A 22,880-nucleotide genomic window follows, 5' to 3' on the forward strand; every position below is an offset into this window, starting at 1 on the left:
GATGGCCGTGACGATCACTGGAGCCGCCGCGCCGGTCCGCCGGCCCGTACCCGACCGCCACCACCGGGGCGTCAGCCGCTGGGTGGTGCTCGCCCTGGTCATCCTCGGCGCGCTGGTCATGCTGGTGCCGTTCGCGTTCATGCTGCTCAACGCGTTCAAGTCGCCCGGTGACTACTCGTCGGGCGGGCCGCTGAGCTGGCCGAGCGAGTTCTACACCAAGGGTCTCCGCACGTACTGGACCGAGGTGAACTTCCCGCTCAAGCTCTGGAACTCGGCGCTCATCGCCGGTTCGGTGGCGGTGCTCGGCGTCGCCGTGTCACTGCTCAACGCGTACGCCCTGGGCATCGGTCGGGTCCGCGGCCGGCTCTGGATCGTCGGGTTGTTCCTGCTGGCCAACATGCTGCCGCAGGAGGCCCTGATCTACCCGCTGTACTACGTGGCCAAGGAGGTCGGGCTCTACAACACCCGACTCGCGGTGATCATCATCTTCACCGTCATCCAGAGCGCGTTCGGCACCTACCTGCTCGCCTCGGTGATGGGCACGTTCCCGCGCTCACTGCTGGAGGCCGCCGCGCTGGACGGCGCCGGCAAGTGGACGGTGCTGTGGCGGGTGGTCTTCCCCAACCTGCGGCCCACCCTCGCGGTGCTGCTCATCTTCTTCTTCATCTGGACCTGGAACGAGTTCCTCATCCCGCTGGTCATGCTGATCGACAACCAGACGCAGACCATCCCGGTCGCGCTCGCGTCGTTGCAGGGCGACCGGCTGATGGACGCTCCGACCACCAACGCCGGCGCGCTGATCAGCCTCGTGCCGGCCATCCTCTTCTTCCTCATCTTCCAGCGCACCCTGGCGCGCGGCATCACGGCAGGAGCCGAGAAGTGAAGTTCACCGACGGGTACTGGCAGCTGCGCCCCGGCGTCAGCGTCCTGCGCCCTGGCGTCGTGGAGTCGGTCGAGCCGGACGAGCGTGGCTTCACCGTCTTCGCACCGACCGGCCAGATCAACGGACGCGGCGACACCCTCAACCGGCCCTTGGTCACCGTCCGGTTCTTCTCCCCCGCCCCCGGCGTCATCGGGGTGACCATCGCCCACCACACCGGCGGGCTGCCCCGAGAACCGCACTTCGGGCTGAGCACCGGCGACACGCACCCGGTCACCGTCGACGTCACCGGGATCAGCGCGACGCTGACCACCGGTGAGCTGACCGCGCGGGTCGCGCTCGTCGACGGGTGGCGGGTCGACTTCCTACACGGCGACCGGCTGGTCACCGCGTCCACCGGGCGCAGCATCGGCGTCGTCACCGACGCCGAGGGCCGCCGGCACGTGCACGAACGGCTCGCGCTGGGGGTCGGCGAGACGGTGTACGGGTTGGGCGAGCGCTTCGGTCCGTTCGTGAAGAACGGGCAGACCGTCGACATCTGGAACGCCGACGGTGGCACCGCCAGCGAGCAGGCGTACAAGAACGTGCCGTTCTATCTCAGCAGCGCCGGTTACGGCGTTTTCGTGGACCACCCGGAGCACGTGTCGTTCGAGGTCGGCTCCGAGGTCGTCACGCAGACCCAGTTCAGTGTCGAGGGGCAGTCGCTCACCTACTACGTCATCAACGGGCCCAACCCGAAGGACGTGCTGCGCCGCTACACCGCGCTCACCGGCCGACCGGCCCGGATCCCCGCCTGGTCGTACGGGTTGTGGCTGTCCACGTCGTTCACCACGGCGTACGACGAGAAGACCGTGACCGAGTTCGTCGACGGGATGGCCGAGCGCGGGCTGCCGCTGTCGGTGTTCCACTTCGACTGCTTCTGGATGCGCCAGTTCCACTGGGTCGACTTCGTGTGGGACCCGGAGACCTTCCCCGACCCGGAGGGGATGCTGCGTCGGCTGCACGAGCGTGACCTGAAGGTGTGCGTCTGGATCAACCCGTACATCGCGCAGCGTTCGTACCTCTTCGAGGAGGGCCGCGAGGCCGGTTACCTCGTGCGCAACCCCGACGGTTCGGTCTGGCAGTGGGACAAGTGGCAGGCCGGCATGGCGCTTGTCGACTTCACCAACCCGGACGCGGTCCGCTGGTTCACCGGCAAGCTCAAGGCGCTGCTCGACATGGGCGTCGACTGTTTCAAGACCGACTTCGGTGAGCGCATCCCGACCGACGTAGTGTGGCACGACGGTTCGGATCCGCAGCGGATGCACAACTACTACTCGTACCTCTACAACAAGGCGGTCTTCGAGCTGCTGGAGGCCGAGCGGGGCAAGGGCGACGCGGTCCTGTTCGCCCGCTCGGCCACCACCGGCGGGCAGCAGTTCCCGGTGCACTGGGGCGGTGACTGCGAGTCGACGTTCGCCGCGATGGCCGAGTCGCTGCGCGGAGGGCTGTCCCTGGCCGCTTCCGGCTTCGGCTACTGGAGCCACGACATCGGCGGCTTCGAGGGCACTCCCGACCCCGTGGTGTTCAAGCGGTGGGTCGCGTTCGGTCTGCTCTCCTCGCACTCCCGGTTGCACGGCTCAGGGTCGTACCGGGTGCCGTGGGCGTTCGACGACGAGGCCGTCGACGTGCTGCGGCACTTCACCCAGCTCAAGCTCCGCCTGATGCCGTACCTGGCGGCCGCCGCCCTGGAGGCGCACCGCGACGGGACGCCGATGATGCGGCCGATGGTCGTGGAGTTCCCGGACGACCCGGCCACGACGCACCTGGACCGGCAGTACATGCTCGGCCCGGACGTGCTGGTCGCCCCGGTGTTCAGCGCCGACGGTGACGTCACCTACTACGTGCCCGCCGGCACCTGGACACACCTGGTCAGCGGCGCGCAGGTCACCGGCCCGGCGTGGATCACCGAGAAGCACGGGTTCGACAGCCTGCCGGTGCTGGCCCGGCCCGGCGCGGTCATCCCGTTCGGCTCCCGTGACGACCGACCGGACTACGAGTGGGCCGACGATGTGCGCCTGCGGCTGTACGCACCGGCCGAGGGGCAGCGGACCCGCGTACGGGTACCGTCACCCGGGGACGGGCCGGGCGCCGAGTTCGACGTGCGCTACGAGGACGGAACGGCCAGTGCCGCACTGGTCGCCGGCACCTCGACGGGCTACATCTGCGAGATCCAGGGGACTGAACGATGACGCGACACCACTTCCCGGAGAGCTTCGTCTGGGGTTCGGCGACGGCCGCGTACCAGATCGAGGGCGCGGCCACCGAGGACGGGCGAGGGCCGTCAATCTGGGACACCTACAGCCACACACCCGGTCGTACGCTCAACGGCGACACCGGCGACGTGGCCGCCGACCACTACCACCGGTGGGCCGACGACCTCGGGCACATCGCCGACCTGGGCCTCAGCGCGTACCGGTTCTCCATCTCCTGGCCACGGGTGCAGCCCGGTGGCTCGGGCCGGTTCAACCAGGCGGGCATCGACTTCTACTCGCGGCTGGTCGACGGGCTGCTGGAGCGGGGCGTCCGCCCGGTGGCGACGATGTACCACTGGGACCTGCCGCAGGAGCTGGAGGACGCCGGCGGCTGGGCGACGCGGGAGACCGCGCTGCGCTTCCAGGAGTACGCGGCGGGCATCGTCGGTGCGCTGGGCGACCGGGTGCACACCTGGACGACGCTCAACGAGCCCTGGTGCTCGGCCTACCTGGGCTACGCCTCCGGCGTGCACGCGCCGGGTCGGACCGAGCCGGCGGCGGCGCTGGCCGCGGTGCACCACCTCAACCTCGCGCACGGTCTGGCCGGCCGGGTGGTCCGGGAGCTGGCCCCGGCCGCCGAGCTGTCGGTGACGCTCAACCTGCACGTCATCCGGGGGGCGTCCGACTCCGACGAGGACTCCGACGCGGTACGGCGGATCGACGCGTTGGCCAACCGGGCGTTCCTCGGCCCGATGCTCGACGGCGCGTACCCGGCCGACCTGCTGGCCGACACCGCGTCGGTCACCGACTGGTCGTTCGTCCGTGAAGGCGACGAGAAGCTGATCGCGGTGCCGCTGGACGTGCTCGGGGTCAACTACTACTCCAGCACCCTGGTCCGGGCCTGGGACGGGGTGTCGCCCCGCTCCGACGCCGACGGGCACGGTGCGTCGACGTCGACGCCGTGGGTCGCCGCGGACAACGTCGACTTCCTGCCGCAGCCCGGCCCGTACACGGCGATGGGGTGGAACATCGACCCGCCAGCCCTGACCGAGCTGCTGCTGCGCCTGCACCAGGCGTACCCCAGCCAGCCCATGATGATCACCGAGAACGGCGCGGCGTTCGACGACGTGGTGGAGGCCGACGGGCGGATCCACGACGACCGGCGGATCGACTACCTGCGTCGGCACATCGGCGCGATGGCCGACGCCCGCGAACAGGGCGCCGACGTGCGCGGTTACTTCGTCTGGTCGCTGCTGGACAACTTCGAGTGGGGCTACGGCTACGACCGCCGCTTCGGCATCATCCGGGTCGACTACGACACCCAGGTCCGCACCTGGAAGGACAGCGCCCACTGGTACCAGCGCCTGGCCGCCACCGGAAAGCTGGACTCGGCGCAGGACTGAAGTACCCCGCCACGCCCGCACCGAGCTTGCGGCCATGTCCTGACGAGCGTGATGCCTGTGAGTCATCCTGATGACTCACAGGCATCATTCCGGGAAGCCCGACGCAACGCCTCCTGGACCGTCGGTTCGACCCGGAACCGTCGGGAACGCGCTTTCGCCGATCACGGCCGGGGCAGGTCGGCGCAGAGCTTCCTCGGGAAGGCCGGCTCGGTGGTGCGGACACGTCCGCACCCGGCCTCCGTCGAGTTGGCGATCGTTTCCCAACCGCCCTGGCCGGCCCATTGCAGAAAGTAGCGGCGCACGTTGACCGACGCGTCGCAGCCGGGCCGCGCCTCGGCACCGCAGGGCACCGGATCAAACGGCACCGTCATGACCAGCCAGGTGCCGTCGCAGCCCTCGACCGATCCGGTCGAGTGCCGGGACACGTCCATGCCGCGGACCACGACGCCGACCCACGCCTGGTCACAGTGGTCCTTCGGCATCGGACCACAACCGAACGTCGGGTCACAGCGCTGGTACTCCGCACCGTCGGGCTTCCACGGCTGCTCGTTGAGCACGACAGTCCGGCCGGCAATCGGCCCTGGCGCTGTCAACGTCACCTCGCCCGGCGTGTGGGTGGGACAGGCCCCGACCACCCCGGACAGGCGCGAATCCTGCACCACGTTGGCGTAGATGAGGTTGTTCTCCTCGGTGAAGTAGGTGATTCGCGGATTCCGGGAGCAACCATCCGCGTCACCCAGCAGCGCCACGGTCAGCACGAGCGAGCGCGGATCCGCGCCGGCCCGGACGGCCGTGACATCAGTCTGGTAGGTGGTCCAACCGGTGTCTGCGGCCGGGCCGACCTGCACGGGCTCGTCGCCCGGCCTGGCGCAGCCGACGAGCACGGCCAGGCACAGCAGGGCGGTGGTGAGTCGACGCATGCAACGAGTATCGCCAGTGGACGACCCGGCACATCCGTACGGATACTCAGTCCGCCTCAGACCCCGACCCGCTGCGGCGGGACGGTCAGGCCGTACAGCTCCATCAGCTCGGGGGTGTCGGCCCGACTGCCGTCCGCCACCGAGTCGCAGGCGATGTCGACGATCTGGTCCTTGTGCGCCAGCAGGTACGGTCGGGCGCCCACGTCCGCGCTGGCGAGGGTGGCGATGCCGGGCCAGTGCCGACGGCCGAAGAGCATCGGGTAGCCGCGCAACCCGTCGTAGGTGGCGCAGACCAGCACGTCCGGGTACGGCAGCGCGGCCACCCGGCTGACGGCCGTGACGGTGAGACCCGGCATGTCGACCGGGACCACCACCACCGCCTCGATCCCCTCGTCGTCCATGGCGGCCAGGCCAGCCCGGATGGACGAGCCGACCCCGGTGCCCCACGCCTTGTTGATCACAACGGTGGCCTTGCCCAGGTCGGCGGTCTCCTGGACCTGTTCCGCGGCGGCGCCCAACACGACCACGATCTGCTCGCAGCCCGCCTCGGTCATCGTGTCGATCATCTGATTGACCAGGGGTTTGTCACCCTGGTGCAGCAGTGCCTCAGGACCACCGATCCGTCGTCCACCACCCGCCGCGATGATCATTCCTGCGATCCGGTTCAGCTGCGCCCCCTCCAGCACGGGACCGACCGTGACCGGCCCGTCCCTTCCTACGGACACTGCAACGAGGACGGCCAGCCGCGGGTGGCGGGGCGAAAAGGAGAAATAGCGCAACCGTTACACGCCCGGCACCTGCCGGCACGGACACTCCGTCGGTCAGGCCGCGTCGGCGTAGCAGTCGACGATGGACAGGTCGAGCGGAAACCGCACCGGCGTCGCACCGAAGAGCAGCGCGGAGGCCCGCTCACCGGACCGGTTGACCGCCTCGGCGACCGCAGCCGCCTGATCAGCGGGAGCATGCACGACCACCTCGTCGTGCTGGAAGAAGACCAACTCGGCGTCGGTGCCGGACAACTCCGTCCGCAGCGTGGCCAGCAACGTGGAGGCCCACTCCGCGGCGGTGGCCTGGATGACGAAGTTGCGGGTGAAGCGACCTCGGGACCGGGCGGCACGGGCCCGGGGACCGCGCGGGTCGGCCGCCTCCTCTGGATCGGATGGGACGTCGTCGGGATCACCGAACCCGGCCGAACCCGGCGGGCACGTCCGCCCCAGCCACGAGCGCACCAGCCCGCCCGCCTCACCGGTGCGCGCCGCCGACTCCACATAGGCGAACGCCGTCGGGTAGCTGCGCTTCAACACTGCCAACGCGGGCACCGCCGCCCCGCCGGTCTGCCCGTACATCGCCCCGAGCAGGGCCACCTTGGCCTTGGCCCGGTCACCGCCGAACGAGTCACGCGCCAGCGCGGCATAGAGGTCGCCGGCCCCGCCCGCCGCTGCCAGCCGCGCGTCGCCGGACACCGCCGCGAGCACCCGAGGCTCCAACTGGCCGGCGTCGGCGACCACCAGCCGCCAGCCCGGATCGGCCACCACCGCCCGCCGGATCACCTTCGGGATCTGCAACGCGCCACCGCCCCGAGTGGCCCAACGGCCGGAGACGACCCCACCCGGCACGTACTCCGACTGGAACCGGCCGCCCTGCACCCACTGCTCGCGCCAGGCCCAGCCGTGAGCCGTCCAGATCCGGTAGAGCTCCTTGTATTCCAGCACCAGCGGCACCGCCGGGTGGTCCACCCCGCGCAACACCCAGGCCCGGGTGTTGGGCAGCTCCACGCCGACCCGGGCGAAGGCCTTCAGCAGCTCCGCCGGGGAGTCGGCGTGCAGGCGGCGTACGCCGAGCGCGCCGGCGATCTGAGCGGCCAGCTCGGCGAGCCGTCGCGGCGGACCACCGACCGGGGACGCCTCGCCGAGCAGTTCGTGCAGGATCTCGTCGTGCACATCGGCCCGCCAGGGCAGCCCGGCCATGCCCATCTCCACAGCGATCAGCGCGCCGGCGGACTCGGCGGCCACCAGCAACCGGAACCGGCCCGGGTGCTCGGTCGTCGCGATGCGGGCGAGCTGGTCGGCGTACACCTGGGTGAGTGCCTCGATGCCCGGGCCCGACGGGCCGGGCAGGGTGTCGAAGAGCGCGCCCTGGCCGTGCCCGGGCGGCGCGGCGGCGCGCGGCGGCGGGTCGGGCGGCACCGCCGCGCCGGTCAGCCGGGCCCAGGCCGCAGCCAGCGAGCGCGGCTCGCCCCAGCGGCCCGCGTGCCCCAGCAGCAACGCCTCGGTCAACTCCACGTCGTGACAGCGATCGACCCGGACGCCGGCGCGCAGCAGCGTCGGATAGACGGACGCGGCGCCGGACCACACCCAGCGCGGATGCTCGGCGGCCTCCCGCGCGGCGACCGCGGCGACCAGGTCGGTGACGGCCTCGGCCGGGCCGGCCGGCCGGCCGACGGCGTCCAGCGGGCACAGCACTCCCCCACCCCGCTCGTCGGACACCACCGCCACCAGCACGAACGTGATTCTGCCTCCCCCGTCCGACAGAAACGGAGGCGCACCTCACCTGTTTCGGGACGGTGCGGTGTCGGGGGCGCTCGGTAGCGTGACCTGGTGCCTCCGCAGATCCCTCATCCCGATCCTGGCACTCCGGACACCCGCGGACCGATGCGATACCTGTGGTGGCTCACCCGCCGCCAACCCTGGCGGGTGCTGCGCGGCAGCCTGTTCGGCACGGCCTGGATGATGGGCCTCTCGGCTCGGCCCTACCTCATCGCCCGCGCCGTGGACGACGGGTTGCGCACCCGCGACATGCGTGCCCTGGCGCTCTGGGTCGTGGCGATCGTCGTCGCGGGACTGGGCCTGTCCTACCTGGGCATCATGCGACACCGCACGATGACCTTCATCCGGGAGGACGCCAAGGCCCGCTCGGCGGAGGTCCTGCTGCGCCACCTTTCCCGGATCGGCGCCGTGCTGCCGCGCCGGGTCGCCGCGGGCGAGGTGTCCACCATCGGTGGCTCCGACATCGACTGGACGGCGCAGGTGCTGACGCTGACCGGGCCGGGCGTCGGGGCGGTCGTCGCGTACGGGGTCATCGCTGTGGTGCTCTGGTCGATCTCCCCGATGCTCGCGCTCTGCGTGCTGGTCGGAGTGCCGGTGGTCGGGCTGGTCGTCGGGCCCCTGCTGCGCCGCCTGGAGCGGGCCGAGTCGGTCTACCGCAAACAGCAGGGAGCGCTCACCGCCCGGTCCGGCGACATCGTGGCCGGCCTGCGGGTGCTCGCCGGGGTGGGCGGCCGGGATCTGTTCGCCCGACGGTACGCGGCCAGGTCCCAGGAGCTGCGCGCCGAGGGCTACCGGGTGGGCGCGGTCTACAGCTGGATCGACGCGGCGACCGTCGCCATCCCGGGGCTGTTCCTGGCGGCGGTGGTGTGGCTGACGGCGCGGATGGCGGTGACCGGTGACGTCACGATCGGCGAACTGGTTGCCGTCTACGGCTACGTGGCGACCCTGATCGTGCCGGTCTGGTTCCTGCTGGAGGGCAGTCACCAGCTGATCCGGGGACGGGTCGCCGCCCGACGGATCGCCGACCTGCTCAACGTGGCCTCGGACGACGTCGGCGGTCCGGGTCGTCGGTGGTCGGGCTCGGTGCCCGACCCTCGCCGACCGGGAGCCCCGGCCGCGCCAGCCGGCCCGGCCGACCTGCACGACCCGCTGACCGGGCTGACCGTACGCGCGGGCTGGCTGACCGGCGTGGCCGCCGACGATCCGGCGGAGGGGCTGGCGCTGGCCGACCGGCTCGGCCGGTACGTCGTCAGCGACACCACCTGGGGCGATGTGCCGCTGACCGGGGTCGCCCTGGACGAGGTCCGCTCCCGGATCATGGTCGCCGACCACGACTCGTACCTCTTCGCCGGGACACTGCGCGACATCCTGCGCCCCCTGGTCGACGACGACGACCACCGGATCGGCGCGGCCCTGCGGGCCGCCTCCGCCGAGGACGTCGTCGACGCGCTGCCCGCCGGTCTGGACACCCCGATCGACGCCCGGGCCCGGACGCTCTCCGGTGGTCAGCGCCAACGGGTACGCCTGGCCCGGGCGCTCCTCGCCGAGCCGGAGATTCTCATCCTCGTCGACCCGACCTCGGCGGTGGACGCGCACACCGAGGCGCGCATCGCCGAACGGCTGCGCGCAGCACGGGCCGGGCGGACGACAGTGGTGATCGCCACGTCGCCGCTGCTGCTGGGCCGGACCGACCTGGTCGCACACCTGAGCGGCGGCCGGATCACCGCCACCGGCAGCCACACCGACCTGCTCGACTCCGACGCCGGCTACCGGCACCTGGTGGCCCGTGGCAGCGACGATCCCGACATCGAGGCCGCCGACACCGAGGAGGCGTACCGGTGAACCGGCTGCCGGTGGCCGACCGCCGCACCGTACGCCAGGCGTTGCGGGACATGATCGGCCGGCACCGCCGCGCGGTCGGGATCGTGCTGGCGCTGCACAGCGCCGCCGCGGTCGCCGGGCTCGCCCCGCCATGGCTGCTGGGCACCATCGTCGACCGGGTCACTGCGGGCGCGGGAGTGGCCACTGTGGACCGGCTGGCGCTGGCCATCGCCGGTTGCGTCCTGGTCAGCGCGTTGCTCTCCCGATACGCCCAGTACGCCGGTCACCGCTTCGGTGAACGGGCCGTCGCCGAGCTGCGCGAGGAGTTCGTCTCCCGGACTCTCGGGCTGCCGGTCTCGGTCGTCGAGCGCGCCGGCTCCGGGGACCTGGCCACCCGCAGCTCGGTCGACGTGGCGACGGTCGGCACCACCGTCCGGGACGTGGTGCCCACCATCGTCATCGCCGGGGTGCAGTTGACGTTGCTGTTCGGGGCGGTCTTCCTGCTGCATCCACTGCTCGGGCTGGCAGCGCTGGCCGGGCTCCCGTCGATCGTGACGGTGACCCGCTGGTACCTGCGCCGGGCCAGCTCCGCGTACCTCACCGAGGGCGCCGCCGCAGCCGAGCTGACCGAGACGCTGACCACCACCGCCGAGGGTGCCCGCACCGTGGAGGCGCTGCGACTGACCGACGACCGGATCCGGCACGGCACCGGCCGCATCACCCAGGTGTGGCGGGCCCGGCGGGCGACCCTCGCGCTGCGGACGGTGTTCTTCTCGATCGTCGAGGCCAGCTATCCGCTGCCGGTCGCCCTGGTCCTGCTCGTCGGCGGTTACCTGTTCTCCAGGGACATGGTCACGCTCGGCGCGGTGGTCGCCGCCGCTCTCTACCTGCAACAGGCGATCGAACCGTTGGACCGGCTGTTGCAGTGGACTGAGCAGGCGCAGCGCGGTTTCGCGTCGTACGCCCGGGTCCTCGGCGTCGGCATGGTCCCGGCGGAACCGACGGGCCGGACGACCACGTCGCGGGGAGAGCGGCTCGTCGTACGCGGGGCGCGGTTCTCCTACTCCGGCGGCCCGGACGTGCTGCACGGCATCGACCTGGAGGTGCAGCCCGGTGAGCGGCTGGCCGTCGTCGGTCCGTCGGGCGCCGGCAAGTCCACCCTGGCCCGGCTGCTGGCCGGGATCGACGCGCCACGGCAGGGCGTCGTGAGCATCGGTGGCTGCCCGATCACCGACCTCGACACCGCCGAGCGGCGCCGCCGCATCGCCCTGGTCACCCAGGAGCACCACGTCTTCATCGGCTCGGTGCGGGACAACCTCTCGTTCGCCGCGCCGGACGCGTCGGACGAGCAGATGCGGGCCGCGCTGGTCACCGTGGGCGCGGACTGGTACGACGACCTGCCGGCGGGGTTGGACACCGCGATCGGCGACGGCGCCCGGCAGCTCGGCGCCGCGGAGGCCCAGCAGCTCGCGCTGGCCCGCCTGGTGCTCGCCGATCCGCACACGCTGATCCTGGACGAGGCGACCGCCGCGCTCGATCCGAGCACCGCCCGTCGGACCGAGCGGGCGTTGGCCGCCGTGCTGGCCGGACGGACCGTCATCGCGATCGCGCACCGGCTCAACACCGCGCACGACGCCGACCGGGTGGCCGTGCTGGCCGACGGTCGGATCACCGAGATCGGCAGCCACGATGATCTCGTGGCTGCCGACGGGGCATACGCGGACCTGTGGCGCTCCTGGCACACGCAGGCCGACGAGCGGCTGCGGTGACCGGCTACTTGACCGCGCCGGAGGTGAGGCCGGCCTGGATCTGGCGTTGGAAGACCGCGTACACGATGATCATCGGCAGGATGGCGATGGTCAGCGCGGCGAACAACCCGGACCAGTCCGCCTCGTAGCCGGCGTTGACCGAGATGTCGGCGATGCCCTGGGTGAGCACCCACTTGTCCTTGGCGTTGGAGAGCAGCACCAGCGGAAGTTGATACTGCGCCCACTGACCGATGATGTTGAAGATCGCGACACTGATCAGACCGGGCTTCGCCATCGGCATCATGACCTGGAAGAACAGTCGGCTGTGCCCACAACCGTCGATCATGCCCGCCTCGGCCACCGACGACGGCAGCGTCTTGAAGAACGCGGCCAGGAAGAACACCGTGAACGGCAACGAGTACGCGGTGTAGACCAGCACCACACCGGTGTGGGTGTCCAGCAGGCCCAGGTTCTTCACCACGAAGAAGAGCGGCACCAGGGCCAGGAAGACCGGGAACGCCAACCCGGAGACGAAGAGGTAGTAGACCGCCCGGTTGCCCCAGAACTTGTAGCGAGCCAGCACGTACGCGGCCATCGAGCCGAGCAGCATGGTGAGGAACGTGCTGCACGAGACCACGATGACGCTGTTCAGGAAGTACCGGCCGACGTTCGCCTTGGTCCAGGCCCGCCCGAAGTTCTCCCAGCGCAGCTCGGCCGGGAGCGTCCACGGGCTGCTGAAGATCTCGCTCGTGTTCTTGAACGCGGCGAGAAAGGTCCAGAGGATCGGCACGATCACGATCACCGCCCAGACGGCGAGCGCGATGTGCCCCAGGCCGGCGAAGAGCCGTACCTCCGAGCGGGGGCCCTTACGCCCCGGCCCGGCGGGGTCGGACGGATCACCGGTCTTCGGCGGTAGCGCCGCCGGGGTCGGCGGCAGCGTCGACTGCGGATTCATCAGTACTCCACGCTTTCCCGCTTGGTGAGCCGCAGCGTCAGCGCCGCGAACGTGAGGGTGAGGAAGAACAGCGCCACGCCCATCGCCGAGGCGTAGCCGTACTTCGAGTAGACGAACGCGTTGCGGTAGATCTCCATCGCCAGCACGGTGGTGGCGCCGTCCGGACCACCGCCGTCCACCGAGAGCACCGCCACGATGGCGAACGCGTCGAACGCCGCGATGCCGAGATACACCCAGGCCACCTGGAGGGTGTCCCACAGCAACGGCAGGGTGACCCGGAAGAACAGGGTCACCTTGGTCGCCCCGTCCATCTCCGCGGCCTCGTAGATCTCACCCGGGATGGAGGCCATCCCGGCCGAGAAGAGCACCACGTAGAAGCCGACGGCCTGCCAGACGAGGACCGCGATGATCGACCAGAGGGCCAGGTTCGGCTTGACCAGGAAGAGGATCGGCTCCAGGCCGAACTCCATCAGCACGCCGTTGATCAGGCCGGACTCGTTCGGTCGGTACACCATCTGGAACAGCACCGCGATGATGGCCACCGCGAGGACCTGGGGGAAGAAGAACACCACCCGGTAGAACTTCGCCCCCCAGACCCCCTGGCGTTGCCCGCCGCTGCTCTTGCCGCCCACGTTCAGCAGGAAGGCGAAGAACAGGGCGATGGCAACGGTGATCAGCGGCAGGGCAAGCAGCAGTACGCCGTGGTGCTGGACCGCCTTCCAGAAGGCCCCGTCGTCAAGCAGCCTCCGGTAGTTGTCGAACCCCACCCACTGCGGGGCGGACAGCCCTCGCCAGTTGGTCATCGAGATCTGGAACGCCTGCGCGTATGGCCAGATCACGAATGTCACGTACAGCGCGACCGGGGCGAACAGGAACCCGATCACGAATGGATACTTGCCGTGCCGCATGACCCTAGCTCCGATCGATCAGCGCTTGAACTTGGCTACGGAGCTGTCCTTCTTGATCGCGTCGGCGCGCTTCTGGATTCGCTCCACGAAGGCGTCCGCGTTGATCCGGCCGAACATCAGCTCGTTGGTGGCGGTCCGCGCCTCCGTGTCGAGCTCCTTGTACCAGCCGTCGAAGTACAGGTTGAACACGTCCTGGCCGGCCGCCTTGAGCGCGGCCTGCGAGCTGGCCACACCGGGCGGGAAGGCGAAGCCCTCCGAGCCGGCGGTGACCACGGTCGGGGCCTTGACCACCTCGGTGAAGCCCTTGGCGCCCGCCTTGGACAGCATCTGGCGCATGTACTCCAGGCCGCCCTTGGGGTTCTTGCTCTTCGCCGAGACGAAGTAGCCCTCACCCGCGGTGGCGCGCAGCGCCGTGGCCGGCATCTTGTCCGACGCGGTCAGGCTCGGCACCGGCATGAGCTGGTAGTCGAAGCCGGGCGGGGTGTCCTTCTTCTGCTCGCCCTCCAGCCAGTCACCGCTGGGGTAGAGGGCCACCTTGTACTGGTTCTGCCGCAGCTGCACGTCGGTGTGCTTGAGCCCCTCGAAGCTCTTGTCGCTGAACTTCGCGCCGACCTCGGCCCACGCCGTGGCCGCCTGCTTGATCGCGTCCTGCTTCCAGGCGCCATCCTCCAGGTTGTCGATGTTCTTGAGAACGTCGACGCCACCGATCTTGGCGGCCTGGGTGAGGATCACGTTCCACTGGTAGTAGGCCGCGTTCGCCCCGGCGTAGCCGTACGGGGTGATGCCCTTGGCCTTGATGGCGGTGAGCAGGGTGATGAAGTCGTCCCACGTCTTCGCCGGCGCCCAGCCGTTGTCCTTGAACAGCTTGGCCGAGTACCAGATGCCGAAGACGGTGGAGACGTAGTACAGGACGTACGGCTTGCCGTTGAACGAGCCCGCCTCGATGGTGCCCGGCACCACGGTGTCGCGGACCTTCTTGGATGCGTCGTCGACCGACGGGGCGTCCCACAGCTCGGTGAGGTCCTGGAGCTGACCGTCGGCGACCAGCGCGCCGAAGTCCATCAGCTTCTCGCCCGAGTTGTTCACGAACTCCGGCGGGTTGCCGGAGGCGAACCGCGGCTGGAGCACTGTGGAGACGGCCTGGGTGGCCTGGTGCTTGACCTCCGCCTTGGGGAACGCCTTCTTGTACAGCGGCTCGTGCACGTCGGTGGCGTACTTCTCGCCGTAGCCGCCGTTGAAGATGATCACCTCGATCGGCGCGTCCTCCTTGACGCCCAGCGGGTTGGCAGCGTTCTTGGTGCCGCCGGCGACCTGCTCGTTGTCGTTGTCGCTGCCGCTGGTGGCGCAGGCGCCAAGCAGGCCGATGGCCGGAGTGGCGAGCATGCCCACGGCGGCGGCGCGACGCAGAACCGTGCGACGGTCGAGTGCGGCCGGGTGTTCGGGGGTAAACGACATCGTCGTGTCTCCTTGTGAAATTCGGGTCATGCCGTGCGCCGGAGGCGCCCGGCGTACCGCGACTCGAGGGCGAGGTTGTGCTCGTCCCCGCCGGGGACGTTGGCGGAGAGGTAGATAGGGGGTACCTCCCCTGCCTGGTGGAACCGTCGTACGACCTCCGCGGTCAGCAGCTGCGCCAGCAGCGCCGTGGTGACCGAGGAGACCGCACAGACCGCGCCGCCGCCCTCGAGCGGCAGCAGTGCATCGCCGTACGGCGCGCCGTTGTCCAGCACGACGTCGGCGAGGTCGGCGAGCCGATGCCCGGACGGGTGCCGTGGGGCGACCCGCGCGGTGTGCTCGACCGAGGTGACCGCGATCAACGGGTGACCGCGCTCGGTGACCAGCGCCGCCAGCTCGACCACCGAGCCGTTGATGCCGGACTGGGACGCCACCACGAACACGTCGCGCGGCTGTGGCGCCGCGAGCGCGTAGATCTGGTGGGCGATGGAGGGGTCGCGTTCCAGTTTGGGGTCGGCGAGCACGTCGCGCGGGGCGTCGCCGTGCATCACCAGGTCCCGTACCGAGAGCCGGTTGGTGGGGACCAGCCCACCGGCCCGGGCCACCAGCTCGGCGGCGAACGCCTCGGAGTGCCCTGCGCCGAACGCCTGGAGCACCCCACCGCCGCGCAGGCTCTCGGCGATCAGGTCGGCGGCCCGGGTGATTCCGTCGGCCTCCGAGCCGAGCAGCCGGTCGAGCACGGGGCGGACGGCGTCGGCGTACCCCTGGGCGCTGATCATGAGACGGATCCCTTCGCCGACTTGTGCCCGTCGACGGCCTGCGCGGTGCGCCGGAAGGCCGCGTGCGCGCGGTCGTGCGTGCGTTGGGCGACGGCGATGTAGAGCAGGTCGAGCACCACGAGCTGGGGGTGCCGCGCGGAGAGCGCATCCGGTCGGAAGGTGGTCGCCTGGCTGGCCGTGAGCAGCACGATGTCGGCCAGCTCGGCCAACGGGGAACGGGGGAAGCCGGTGAGCGCGACGGTGGTGGCACCCCGGCTGCCCGCCTCGGCGAGCATCTCGATCGTCTCGCGGGTCTGCCCGGTGTGCGAGATGCCCAGTGCCACGTCCCCGGCGCGCAGCAGCGCGGCGCTGGCCAACCCCTCGTGCACGTCGTTCCACGCCCACGCGGCCACCCCGATGCGGTGCAGGCTGAACTGCATCTCCTCACCGACCAGGGCGCTACCGCTGGCGCCGAAGATGTTCACCCGGTTGGCGCCGGCGATCGCCACCGCGGCCCGCTCGACCTCGGCGAGATCGAGAAGGGTGGCCGTGTCGTGCATGGCCCGCGTGTCGGCGGCCATGATCTGGTCGAGCACCCGGGCGAGCGGGTCGCCCGGCTGGATCTCACGTCCGATGTCGATGGTCCAGCCGGCCGAGCGTGCCCGGCCGGTCTCGGAGGCGATGCCCAGCCGCAGGTCGGCGTATCCCTCGAAGCCCATCACCCGGCAGAAGCGGGTGATGGTCGCGGGTGAGGTGCCGCTCCGCTCGGCCAGCTCGACGATTGTCGAGCGGGCGGCGGCCTCCGGGTCGCTCAGCACGTGCTCGGCGACGCGGCGCAGGGCGCCGGTCAGTTCGGCGAGCCCGTTGCGGACCCGGGCCAGCACCCCGTCGGAGGTCGATCCGAGGGCGTTGCGCCGGTCGATCGCATCGGCGTCGACCACCGCGGTCCCCGCAGCGGTGTCCACCTCTTGATCAACCATCGACGCCTCGCATTTTCGAAGGACTGTTAACTGTTAGTGGTAAAATTTCTTACTAAACGACTGTCTATGTCAAGACCGTGGGCGAAGTTTTCAAACTGTTACCTGGTGCACAGCCCGCCGCGCCCGCCAGGATTTGCCCTCGACGGCGTCGCCGACCAGCATGAACAGTCCCGATCGCCGTCAGCGCAAGGAGACCCGTGCCGAAGCTCGACACCGCCGTGGTCGGTCTCGACATCGGCGGTACGTCCACCCGGGCGACCGTCCTGACCCTGACCGGGCAACGCCTCGGCACCGGTCGCGCTGGCGGCGGCAACCCCACCAGTCACGGCGCGGAACGTGCCGCCGTCGAGCTGCTGACCGCGCTCCGCGAGGCGCTCAGCGACGTCGACCCGGCACGGGTCGTCGCCGGCACCATCGGTCTGGCCGGCGCCGGCCGACTGCTCGCCGACCCGGCCGGACGAGCCGCCTTCGACCAGGCCTGGCAGGACGCGGGCCTGCGCTGCCCGTACGCGGTGCACGGCGACGCCCTGGTCGCGTACGCCTCCGGCACCGCCGCCCCGGACGGCACCGTGCTCATCGCCGGCACCGGTGCGATCACCGCGCAGGTCCACGACCTGCGGCTCGACCGGATCGCCGACGGCCACGGCTGGCTCCTCGGCGACGCGGGCTCGGGCTTCTGGCTCGGTCGCGAAGCGGTCCGCCGGCTGCTCGCCGACCTGGACGCCGGGCGTACACCCGGCACGCTCGCCACAGCGGTGCTCACCGAGCTGGTGGGCAGCGCCGAGATCGCCCCCCGCCCACGGGACACCGTGGACGCCACCATCCAGGCCGTGACCCGACGGGCCCCCGTCGAGCTGGCCCGGCTCGCGCCGCTGGTCGTCGACGCCGCCACCCACGGCGAGCCGGTCGCCACCGCGCTGATCACCGAGGCCGCCGCCCACCTGGCCGAGAGCGTGGGCCGCATCCGCGCGGCCCGCGCGGCGACACCGGTCGTCCTCGGCGGCGGGCTGCTCACCGCCGACACCCCGCTCGCCGCCGCCGTCCGGGTGGAGATCGCCCGCCAGTGGCCGGACGCGCCGCTACGGACCGCCGGTGACGGCGCCGCAGCCGCAGCCTGGCTCGCCGCCCGCGACCTCCCCGAGGTGACCGACCCGGCCGCCCTGCACGCCCGCCTCTTCCCCGCCCCCTGACCCCCCGCCCCACCGTGCGCCCCGCCCGCACGCCCGCGCACGCCCGCGCCCGCACGCGCAAGGTCCGCGCACTTTCGGTGAAGTTGCTGCCTCACGGCGCGCTGAGGCAGCAGTTTCACCGAAGTTGCGCGGATCTTGGGACGGGCGGGCGGGGACGGGCGGGTGTGGGCTCTACTTGAGCTGGCCTGCGGTTAGGCCGGCCTGCACCTGTCGTTGGAACGCCACGTAGATCGCGAGCACCGGCAGCACCGCGATGCTCAGCCCGGCGAACAGCCGCGCGTAGTCGCCGGCGTACCCCTGGCTGACCGAGAGCGCGAACAACCCCTGCGCCAGCATCCACTTGGAGTCGTCGCCCTGCATCAGCACCTGCGGCAACAGGAACTGATTCCAGTGGCTCAGGAAATTGAAGATCGCCACACTGATCATTCCCGGACGCGCCATCGGCAGCATCACCCGGAAGAAGAGCCGGAAGTGACCGCAGCCGTCGACCATCGCGGCCTCCGCCACAGTGGTCGGCAGGGTCCGGAAGAACGCGGTCAGGAAGAACACAGTGAACGGCAGCGAGTAGGCCGCGTACACCAGGATCAGGCCTTTCCAGGTGCCGAAGAGGCCGGCGTTGCGGACCACGAAGAAGAGCGGCACCAGGGCGAGGAACACCGGAAACATCAGGCCGCCGACGAACAGGTAGTAGACGACCTGACGGCCGCGGAACTCGTACCGCGCGAAGACGTACGCGGCGGTCGCGCCCATCAGCATGGTCAGGCTGACCGAGCCGGCCACCACCACCAGGCTGTTGAGGAAGTACCGGCCGATGTGCGCGCCCGTCCAGGCCCGCGCCCAGTTGTCCCAGTGCAGCGCGCCGGGGAGACCCCAGGGGTCGGACAGGATCTCACCGTTCGTCTTGAACGAGCTGATGAACATCCACAGCAGCGGCAGTACGGTGAGCAGGCCCCAGAAGACCAGGAAGCCGTGCGAGAGGACGTTGGCCACGCCGAGTTGCCGCCGCACCGGGCGGTCCCGTGTGGCAACCGGGGTCGGGGCGTTCACGGTAGGTTGATCCAGAGTGGTCACGAGTACTCGATCCGTTCGCGCCGGCCGACCCGCAGCGACAGCACCGCCACCGTGAGGGTCAGGAAGAACATCACCACGCCGATCGCCGAGGCGTAGCCGAACTTGGTCTCGCTGCCGAAGGCGGTGTCGTACATCCGTACGCCGATCACGTCGGTGGAGAAGTTCGGCCCGCCGTTGGTCATCAGCTGCACGAGGATGAACCCGTCCAGGGCGAAGATGGCGAGGTAGACCCAGGCGACCTGGATAGTGTCCCAGAGCAGCGGCAGCGTGACCCGGCGCAGGGTGGTGAACCGGGACGCGCCGTCGAGCAGCACGGCCTCGTAGATCTCCTTCGGCACTGCCGACATGGCGGCCCCGAACAGCACGACGTAGAAGCCGACGTTGCTCCAGACCATCACCGCCAGCACGCACCAGAACGCTGTGGCCGGGTCGCCGAGCCAGGTCGGCGCGGGCAGGCCGACCGCGCGCACGGCGCCGCTGAGCAGACCCTGGTTGGGGTGGTACACCTCTTTCCAGAGCAGCGCGATGATCACCACGGAGAGCACCTGCGGGAAGAAGTACACAGTGCGGTAGAGCGCCCCGCCGCGTACCCCGGTCACCCCGGCGCGGCCCTTGCGCCCGCCGAGGGCGAGCATGCTGGCGAAGAAGAGCCCGAGCACGATGGTCAGCACCGGCACCAGGCCCAGCAGGATCGCGTTGTTCTTCAGCGCGTTCCAGACGTAGTCGTCGTGCCAGAGGGTCCTGAAGTTCGCCAGGCCGACCTGGTTGGCGTCGGCGGAGTAGCCGAGCCAGTCGGTGGTGGAGATCTGGAACGCCTGCAGGTACGGCGAGACGACGAAGAACACGTACAGCAGCACCGGCGGCACCAGGAACGTGACGATCAGCGGCCACTTGCCATGTCTCACGAGGGGACCTTTCCGAAGGTGGTGCGGCCGGTGGGGGTAAAGAGCTCCCCCACCGGCCGGGCGGTCAGGCCGCTCGCTTGTACTTCTTGATCGAGCTGTCCTGGGCGATCGAGTCGGCGCCCTTCTGACACTGGTCGAGGAACTCCGCCGGGCCGATCCGGCCGCTGAAGAACTCGCCGCACGCGGCGTCGACGAGGTTGCGCTCCAGCTTCCGGTAGTAGTTGTTGTAGACCCAGTTGAAGCCGTTGGCGCCGGACGCGTCGAGGGCCTTGACCACGGTGGTCAGGCCGTACGGCAGCTCGACGCCCTCGGTGGCGCCGGCGACCACGGTGAGGCTGGCGACCTTCTTCGTGAAGTCCTGGGCGCCCTTCTTGGAGAGCATGGTGCGGAAGTACTCCAGGCCGCCGGCGAGGTTGCGGGCCTTGGCGGGCACCATGAACGGCTCACCGGCGGTGCCCCGGATCGCCTCGAACGGCAGTTTGTCGCCGCTGCCCAGGCTCGGCGTGGGCGCGATGGTCATGTTGAACCCGGCCGGGGTGACGTCCTTCTGCTCGCTCTCCAGCCAGGAGCCGCAGGAGATGAAGGCGGCCTTGCCCTGGCACCAGGCGGTCTGCGACTGCTTGTGATCCAGGCCGGACGAGCCGTCCAGGATGTACTTGTCCTTGACGATCTGGTGCCAGGCGTCCGCGGCGGTCCGCATCGACTCGGACTTCCAGGCGTTCGGTTCCAGGTTGTCGATGGCGGTCGCCACCGAGGGGCCACCGAGCTTGATCGCGGTGGCGATCACCGGCCAGCTCATGTAGCGCGGGTGCAGACCGGCGTACGTCCACGGGGCGATGCCGGCGGCCTTGATCTCCTTGCAGAGCGCGATGTGCTGGTCCCAGGTCTTCGCGTACTCCCAGGAGCGCTCGGTGAACAGCTTGCTGGAGTGCCAGATGCCGTAGGCGGTGTACGTGTAGTTGAGCACCAGGAACTTGCCGTCGTACGAGCCGACCTCGACCGCGCCGGGCAGCAGGGTGTCCCGGACCGTCTTGCCGGGGACGTCGAGGCTCGGCGCGGCGAGCAGCTCGCCGAGGTCGGCGATGGCGTTCTGACTGACCAGGCCGTTGAAGTCGATCTGGCCCGCACCGGAGTTGTTGACCACGTCCGGCGGGGTGCCGTCGACGAAACGCGGCTGGAGGGTCTTGCTGATCTCCTGCGTGACGGAGTGCTTGACCTTGGCCTTCGGGTACTTCTCGGTGTACATGGCCTCGTGGGCCTTTGCGTACTCCTCGCCGAAACCGCCGCCGAAGATCACCACCTCGAGTGGGGCGTCCTCCTTCACGCCGAGCGGGTTCTGGGCGCTCTTGGTGCCCTGGTAGGTGCTGGTGTCCTTCTTGTCACCACCGCCTCCGGTGGCGCAGCCGGTCAGCAGACCGGCGGCGGGGGTGGCCAGCAGGCCGGCGGCAGCGGTGCGCCGCAGAATGTCACGCCTGTTCATCGAGTCTCCTCGGGTCGGGTCGGGCGGACCGCCGATGTCAGGGGGACGGCGGCCGCCGCGCGAGGCACGTTGATTCTCTTCAGTTCATGCTCTGTTACTGAAGAATTTCTACGACAGCCGGCCCCGGACTTCAAGTCCTGACGGTCGAACCGTTATCGCCATCTGCGGCGGTCGGGTCGCCTAGCCTGGGGCGATGCGCCGTCTGCGCGAGCTGGCCGAGCGCACCCCGGCCGAGCGGGAACGGTACGTCGACCTACTTCGCGCGCTCGCCATCGCCATGGTCATTATCGGACACTGGGTCGGCACGGTCATCGAGCGCGACGCCGACGGACAGGCCACTGGGCACTCCGCGCTCGGCGATCTGCGGTGGGCGTACCCGTTGACCTGGCTGGCCCAGGTGATGCCCGTCTTCTTCCTGGTCGGCGGCTATGCCAACGCGGCCTCGCTGACCCGGCTGCGGGCCCGCGGCGGCGACGCCGCCGGCTGGCTGCTCGACCGCAGCGCCCGGCTGGTCCGCCCCACCAGCGTGCTGCTACTGGTCCTCACCGCCGCGGCGGCCGTCGCCTGGCTGGTCGGCACCGACCCGACCCGGATCCGCGAGGTGTTCTGGTTCGCCACCATCCCGCTGTGGTTCCTGGTCGCCTACCTGGCGGTGGTCGCGCTCACCCCACCGATGTACGCGCTGCACCGCCGCTTCGGCCTGGTCGTCCCGCTGGCGCTGGTCGCCCTGGTCGGCCTCGGCGACCTCGGCCGGCTGACCGGGCCGGAGGAGTGGAGCTACGGCAACTACCTCTTCGGATGGCTGGCCGTCCACCAGCTCGGCTTCGCCTGGCACGACACCCGCGCCGCACCGCCGGCCACCGGTCAGACCGCGCCGCCGTCCACCGACGCAGCCGGGCCGTCGGCGCACGAGCATCCGGGGGTACGCCGAACACTGCCCATCTCCCGCCGGGCCGGCCTGATGTTCCTCGTCGGCGGGCTGGGCGCGCTGGTGCTGCTCACCGTGCTCGGCCCGTGGCCGGTGGCCATGCTCAAGGTGCCCGGCGAACGGCTCGACAACGCCTCGCCACCCAGCCTCGCGCTGCTGGCCGTCGCCGCCGGTCAGCTGGGCCTGATCCTGCTGCTCCGAAACCCGGCGGAACGACTGCTGCACCGGACCCGCCCCTGGCAGGTGGTGATCGGGGTCAACCTGGTGGTGCTGACCATCTTCCTCTGGCACCTCACCGCCGTGATCCTGCTGATCGGGGTGCTCGACGCGACCGGGACGCTGCCCACCCCGGCGGTCGACTCCGCCGGCTGGTGGGCCTGGCGGCTGCCCTGGCTGCTGCTGCTCACCGTCGTCCTGTCGGTGCTGGTCGTCATCTTCGGGCCGGTGGAGGCGCGCAGTGGCCGGCACCGCACCGCTGGGCGGGCCGGCCCGTTCGGGGCCGCGTTGACCGTCGCCGGATACGCCGCGGTGGTGGCCGGGCTGCTGATCAACAGCACGACGGCGGCCCGCGCCCCGGAGCCGCTCGGCACCCCCGTCCCGGCGCTCCTGGCGTACGCGGCCGGGGCGGGCGTGCTGCGACTGCTCAGGTCGGGGTGGGGAACCCGAGGTTGACCCCGTCCGCCGCTCGACCGGCGGCCTCG

General features: G+C 70.6%; 18 protein-coding genes. 7 read left to right on the forward strand and 11 right to left on the reverse strand.

Features of this window, described 5'->3' with window-relative positions; genetic code table 11:
- Position 1: 1 nt before the first annotated feature.
- From FBZ33_RS20735 to FBZ33_RS20745, 3 genes are read left to right on the forward strand one after another with little or no spacing between them, the layout of a single operon-like run.
- A complete protein-coding gene (locus tag FBZ33_RS20735) occupies positions 2 to 883 on the forward strand; it encodes a carbohydrate ABC transporter permease (RefSeq protein WP_141910360.1) in 882 nt (293 codons plus the stop codon).
- Positions 880 to 3,111: an alpha-xylosidase gene (gene yicI / locus FBZ33_RS20740; protein WP_141910361.1), complete on the forward strand. Its 2,232-nt coding sequence runs from the start codon at positions 880 to 882 to the stop codon at positions 3,109 to 3,111. The genes FBZ33_RS20735 and yicI overlap by 4 nt, the downstream gene beginning before the upstream one ends.
- The gene (locus tag FBZ33_RS20745; RefSeq protein ID WP_088949143.1) at positions 3,108 to 4,517 is read left to right on the forward strand and encodes a GH1 family beta-glucosidase; all 1,410 of its coding nucleotides are present in this window, start codon (positions 3,108 to 3,110) and stop codon (positions 4,515 to 4,517) included. The genes yicI and FBZ33_RS20745 overlap by 4 nt, the downstream gene beginning before the upstream one ends.
- Positions 4,518 to 4,678: 161 nt before the next feature.
- Here FBZ33_RS20745 and FBZ33_RS20750 read toward each other — a convergent pair whose 3' ends face one another.
- The 3 genes from FBZ33_RS20750 to FBZ33_RS20760 all read right to left on the reverse strand — a co-directional run bounded on the left by FBZ33_RS20750 (position 4,679) and on the right by FBZ33_RS20760 (position 7,938).
- Positions 4,679 to 5,437 (reverse strand): hypothetical protein, encoded by a 759-nt coding sequence (locus tag FBZ33_RS20750; RefSeq protein WP_141910362.1) that lies wholly within the window; start codon positions 5,435 to 5,437, stop codon positions 4,679 to 4,681.
- Positions 5,438 to 5,493: 56 nt separating this feature from the next.
- Entirely contained in the window at positions 5,494 to 6,087 is a 594-nt protein-coding gene (locus FBZ33_RS20755) for an NTP transferase domain-containing protein (protein WP_088951889.1), read from the reverse strand.
- Positions 6,088 to 6,258: 171 nt separating this feature from the next.
- Positions 6,259 to 7,938 (reverse strand): bifunctional 3'-5' exonuclease/DNA polymerase, encoded by a 1,680-nt coding sequence (locus FBZ33_RS20760; RefSeq protein WP_370453029.1) that lies wholly within the window; start codon positions 7,936 to 7,938, stop codon positions 6,259 to 6,261.
- A gap of 150 nt (positions 7,939 to 8,088) precedes the next feature.
- Between FBZ33_RS20760 and FBZ33_RS20765 the strand changes: the two genes are divergently transcribed.
- Entirely contained in the window at positions 8,089 to 9,825 is a 1,737-nt protein-coding gene (locus FBZ33_RS20765; protein ID WP_255508987.1) for an ABC transporter ATP-binding protein, read from the forward strand.
- 50 nt (positions 9,826 to 9,875) lie between these two features.
- Positions 9,876 to 11,573: an ABC transporter ATP-binding protein gene (locus FBZ33_RS20770; RefSeq protein ID WP_255509147.1), complete on the forward strand. Its 1,698-nt coding sequence runs from the start codon at positions 9,876 to 9,878 to the stop codon at positions 11,571 to 11,573.
- Positions 11,574 to 11,577: 4 nt separating this feature from the next.
- On the opposite strand, the gene FBZ33_RS20775 is transcribed toward FBZ33_RS20770, so the two are convergent.
- From FBZ33_RS20775 to FBZ33_RS20795, 5 genes are read right to left on the reverse strand one after another with little or no spacing between them, the layout of a single operon-like run.
- Positions 11,578 to 12,507 carry a carbohydrate ABC transporter permease gene (locus FBZ33_RS20775; protein WP_088949148.1) on the reverse strand — a complete coding sequence of 310 codons (930 nt, stop codon included), beginning with the start codon at positions 12,505 to 12,507 and terminating at the stop codon, positions 11,578 to 11,580.
- Positions 12,507 to 13,415, reverse strand: a complete 909-nt coding sequence (locus tag FBZ33_RS20780; RefSeq protein WP_099855633.1) for a carbohydrate ABC transporter permease — start codon at positions 13,413 to 13,415, stop codon at positions 12,507 to 12,509. Before FBZ33_RS20780 ends, FBZ33_RS20775 begins: the two co-directional genes overlap by 1 nt.
- Before the next feature lie 18 nt (positions 13,416 to 13,433).
- The gene (gene ngcE, locus FBZ33_RS20785) at positions 13,434 to 14,870 is read right to left on the reverse strand and encodes an N-acetylglucosamine/diacetylchitobiose ABC transporter substrate-binding protein (RefSeq protein WP_141910365.1); all 1,437 of its coding nucleotides are present in this window, start codon (positions 14,868 to 14,870) and stop codon (positions 13,434 to 13,436) included.
- 26 nt (positions 14,871 to 14,896) lie between these two features.
- Positions 14,897 to 15,646: a sugar isomerase domain-containing protein gene (locus FBZ33_RS20790; protein WP_141910366.1), complete on the reverse strand. Its 750-nt coding sequence runs from the start codon at positions 15,644 to 15,646 to the stop codon at positions 14,897 to 14,899.
- Positions 15,643 to 16,605: a MurR/RpiR family transcriptional regulator gene (locus FBZ33_RS20795; RefSeq protein WP_088949152.1), complete on the reverse strand. Its 963-nt coding sequence runs from the start codon at positions 16,603 to 16,605 to the stop codon at positions 15,643 to 15,645. The genes FBZ33_RS20790 and FBZ33_RS20795 overlap by 4 nt, the downstream gene beginning before the upstream one ends.
- 197 nt (positions 16,606 to 16,802) lie before the next feature.
- On the opposite strand from FBZ33_RS20795, the gene FBZ33_RS20800 reads away from it, so the two are divergent.
- Positions 16,803 to 17,795 carry an N-acetylglucosamine kinase gene (locus tag FBZ33_RS20800; RefSeq protein ID WP_141910367.1) on the forward strand — a complete coding sequence of 331 codons (993 nt, stop codon included), beginning with the start codon at positions 16,803 to 16,805 and terminating at the stop codon, positions 17,793 to 17,795.
- A 171-nt stretch (positions 17,796 to 17,966) separates the two neighbouring features.
- Here the strand turns inward: FBZ33_RS20800 and FBZ33_RS20805 are convergent, their stop codons facing one another.
- The 3 genes from FBZ33_RS20805 to ngcE (FBZ33_RS20815) all read right to left on the reverse strand — a co-directional run bounded on the left by FBZ33_RS20805 (position 17,967) and on the right by ngcE (FBZ33_RS20815) (position 21,251).
- On the reverse strand, positions 17,967 to 18,842 hold the full coding sequence (locus FBZ33_RS20805; RefSeq protein ID WP_255508988.1) for a carbohydrate ABC transporter permease: 876 nt from the start codon (positions 18,840 to 18,842) through the stop codon (positions 17,967 to 17,969).
- A 20-nt stretch (positions 18,843 to 18,862) separates the two neighbouring features.
- A complete protein-coding gene (locus FBZ33_RS20810) occupies positions 18,863 to 19,771 on the reverse strand; it encodes a carbohydrate ABC transporter permease (RefSeq protein WP_088949155.1) in 909 nt (302 codons plus the stop codon).
- A 64-nt stretch (positions 19,772 to 19,835) separates the two neighbouring features.
- Entirely contained in the window at positions 19,836 to 21,251 is a 1,416-nt protein-coding gene (gene ngcE, locus FBZ33_RS20815) for an N-acetylglucosamine/diacetylchitobiose ABC transporter substrate-binding protein (protein ID WP_141910369.1), read from the reverse strand.
- 193 nt (positions 21,252 to 21,444) lie between these two features.
- Here ngcE (FBZ33_RS20815) and FBZ33_RS20820 point away from each other — a divergent pair, with 193 nt between their 5' ends.
- A complete protein-coding gene (locus FBZ33_RS20820) occupies positions 21,445 to 22,851 on the forward strand; it encodes an acyltransferase (protein ID WP_141910370.1) in 1,407 nt (468 codons plus the stop codon).
- Positions 22,852 to 22,880: the final 29 nt, after the last annotated feature.

Source organism: Micromonospora sp. A202, assembly GCF_006715105.1.
Classification (GTDB): Bacteria; Actinomycetota; Actinomycetes; order Mycobacteriales; family Micromonosporaceae; genus Micromonospora; species Micromonospora zamorensis.

What these genes read in the sequence shown, in the direction of transcription:
- FBZ33_RS20755 (WP_088951889.1), bottom strand. Translation starts at nt 6,087, where the DNA reads ATGATCATCGCGGCGGGTGGTGGACGACGGATCGGTGGTCCTGAGGCA.
- ngcE (WP_141910365.1), bottom strand. Translation starts at nt 14,870, where the DNA reads ATGTCGTTTACCCCCGAACACCCGGCCGCACTCGACCGTCGCACGGTT.
- FBZ33_RS20795 (WP_088949152.1), bottom strand. Translation starts at nt 16,605, where the DNA reads ATGGTTGATCAAGAGGTGGACACCGCTGCGGGGACCGCGGTGGTCGAC.
- FBZ33_RS20820 (WP_141910370.1), top strand. Translation starts at nt 21,445, where the DNA reads ATGCGCCGTCTGCGCGAGCTGGCCGAGCGCACCCCGGCCGAGCGGGAA.
- FBZ33_RS20745 (WP_088949143.1), top strand. Translation starts at nt 3,108, where the DNA reads ATGACGCGACACCACTTCCCGGAGAGCTTCGTCTGGGGTTCGGCGACG.
- FBZ33_RS20750 (WP_141910362.1), bottom strand. Translation starts at nt 5,437, where the DNA reads ATGCGTCGACTCACCACCGCCCTGCTGTGCCTGGCCGTGCTCGTCGGC.
- ngcE (WP_141910369.1), bottom strand. Translation starts at nt 21,251, where the DNA reads ATGAACAGGCGTGACATTCTGCGGCGCACCGCTGCCGCCGGCCTGCTG.
- FBZ33_RS20790 (WP_141910366.1), bottom strand. Translation starts at nt 15,646, where the DNA reads ATGATCAGCGCCCAGGGGTACGCCGACGCCGTCCGCCCCGTGCTCGAC.
- FBZ33_RS20770 (WP_255509147.1), top strand. Translation starts at nt 9,876, where the DNA reads ATGATCGGCCGGCACCGCCGCGCGGTCGGGATCGTGCTGGCGCTGCAC.
- FBZ33_RS20765 (WP_255508987.1), top strand. Translation starts at nt 8,089, where the DNA reads ATGCGATACCTGTGGTGGCTCACCCGCCGCCAACCCTGGCGGGTGCTG.
- FBZ33_RS20780 (WP_099855633.1), bottom strand. Translation starts at nt 13,415, where the DNA reads ATGCGGCACGGCAAGTATCCATTCGTGATCGGGTTCCTGTTCGCCCCG.
- FBZ33_RS20775 (WP_088949148.1), bottom strand. Translation starts at nt 12,507, where the DNA reads ATGAATCCGCAGTCGACGCTGCCGCCGACCCCGGCGGCGCTACCGCCG.
- FBZ33_RS20735 (WP_141910360.1), top strand. Translation starts at nt 2, where the DNA reads ATGGCCGTGACGATCACTGGAGCCGCCGCGCCGGTCCGCCGGCCCGTA.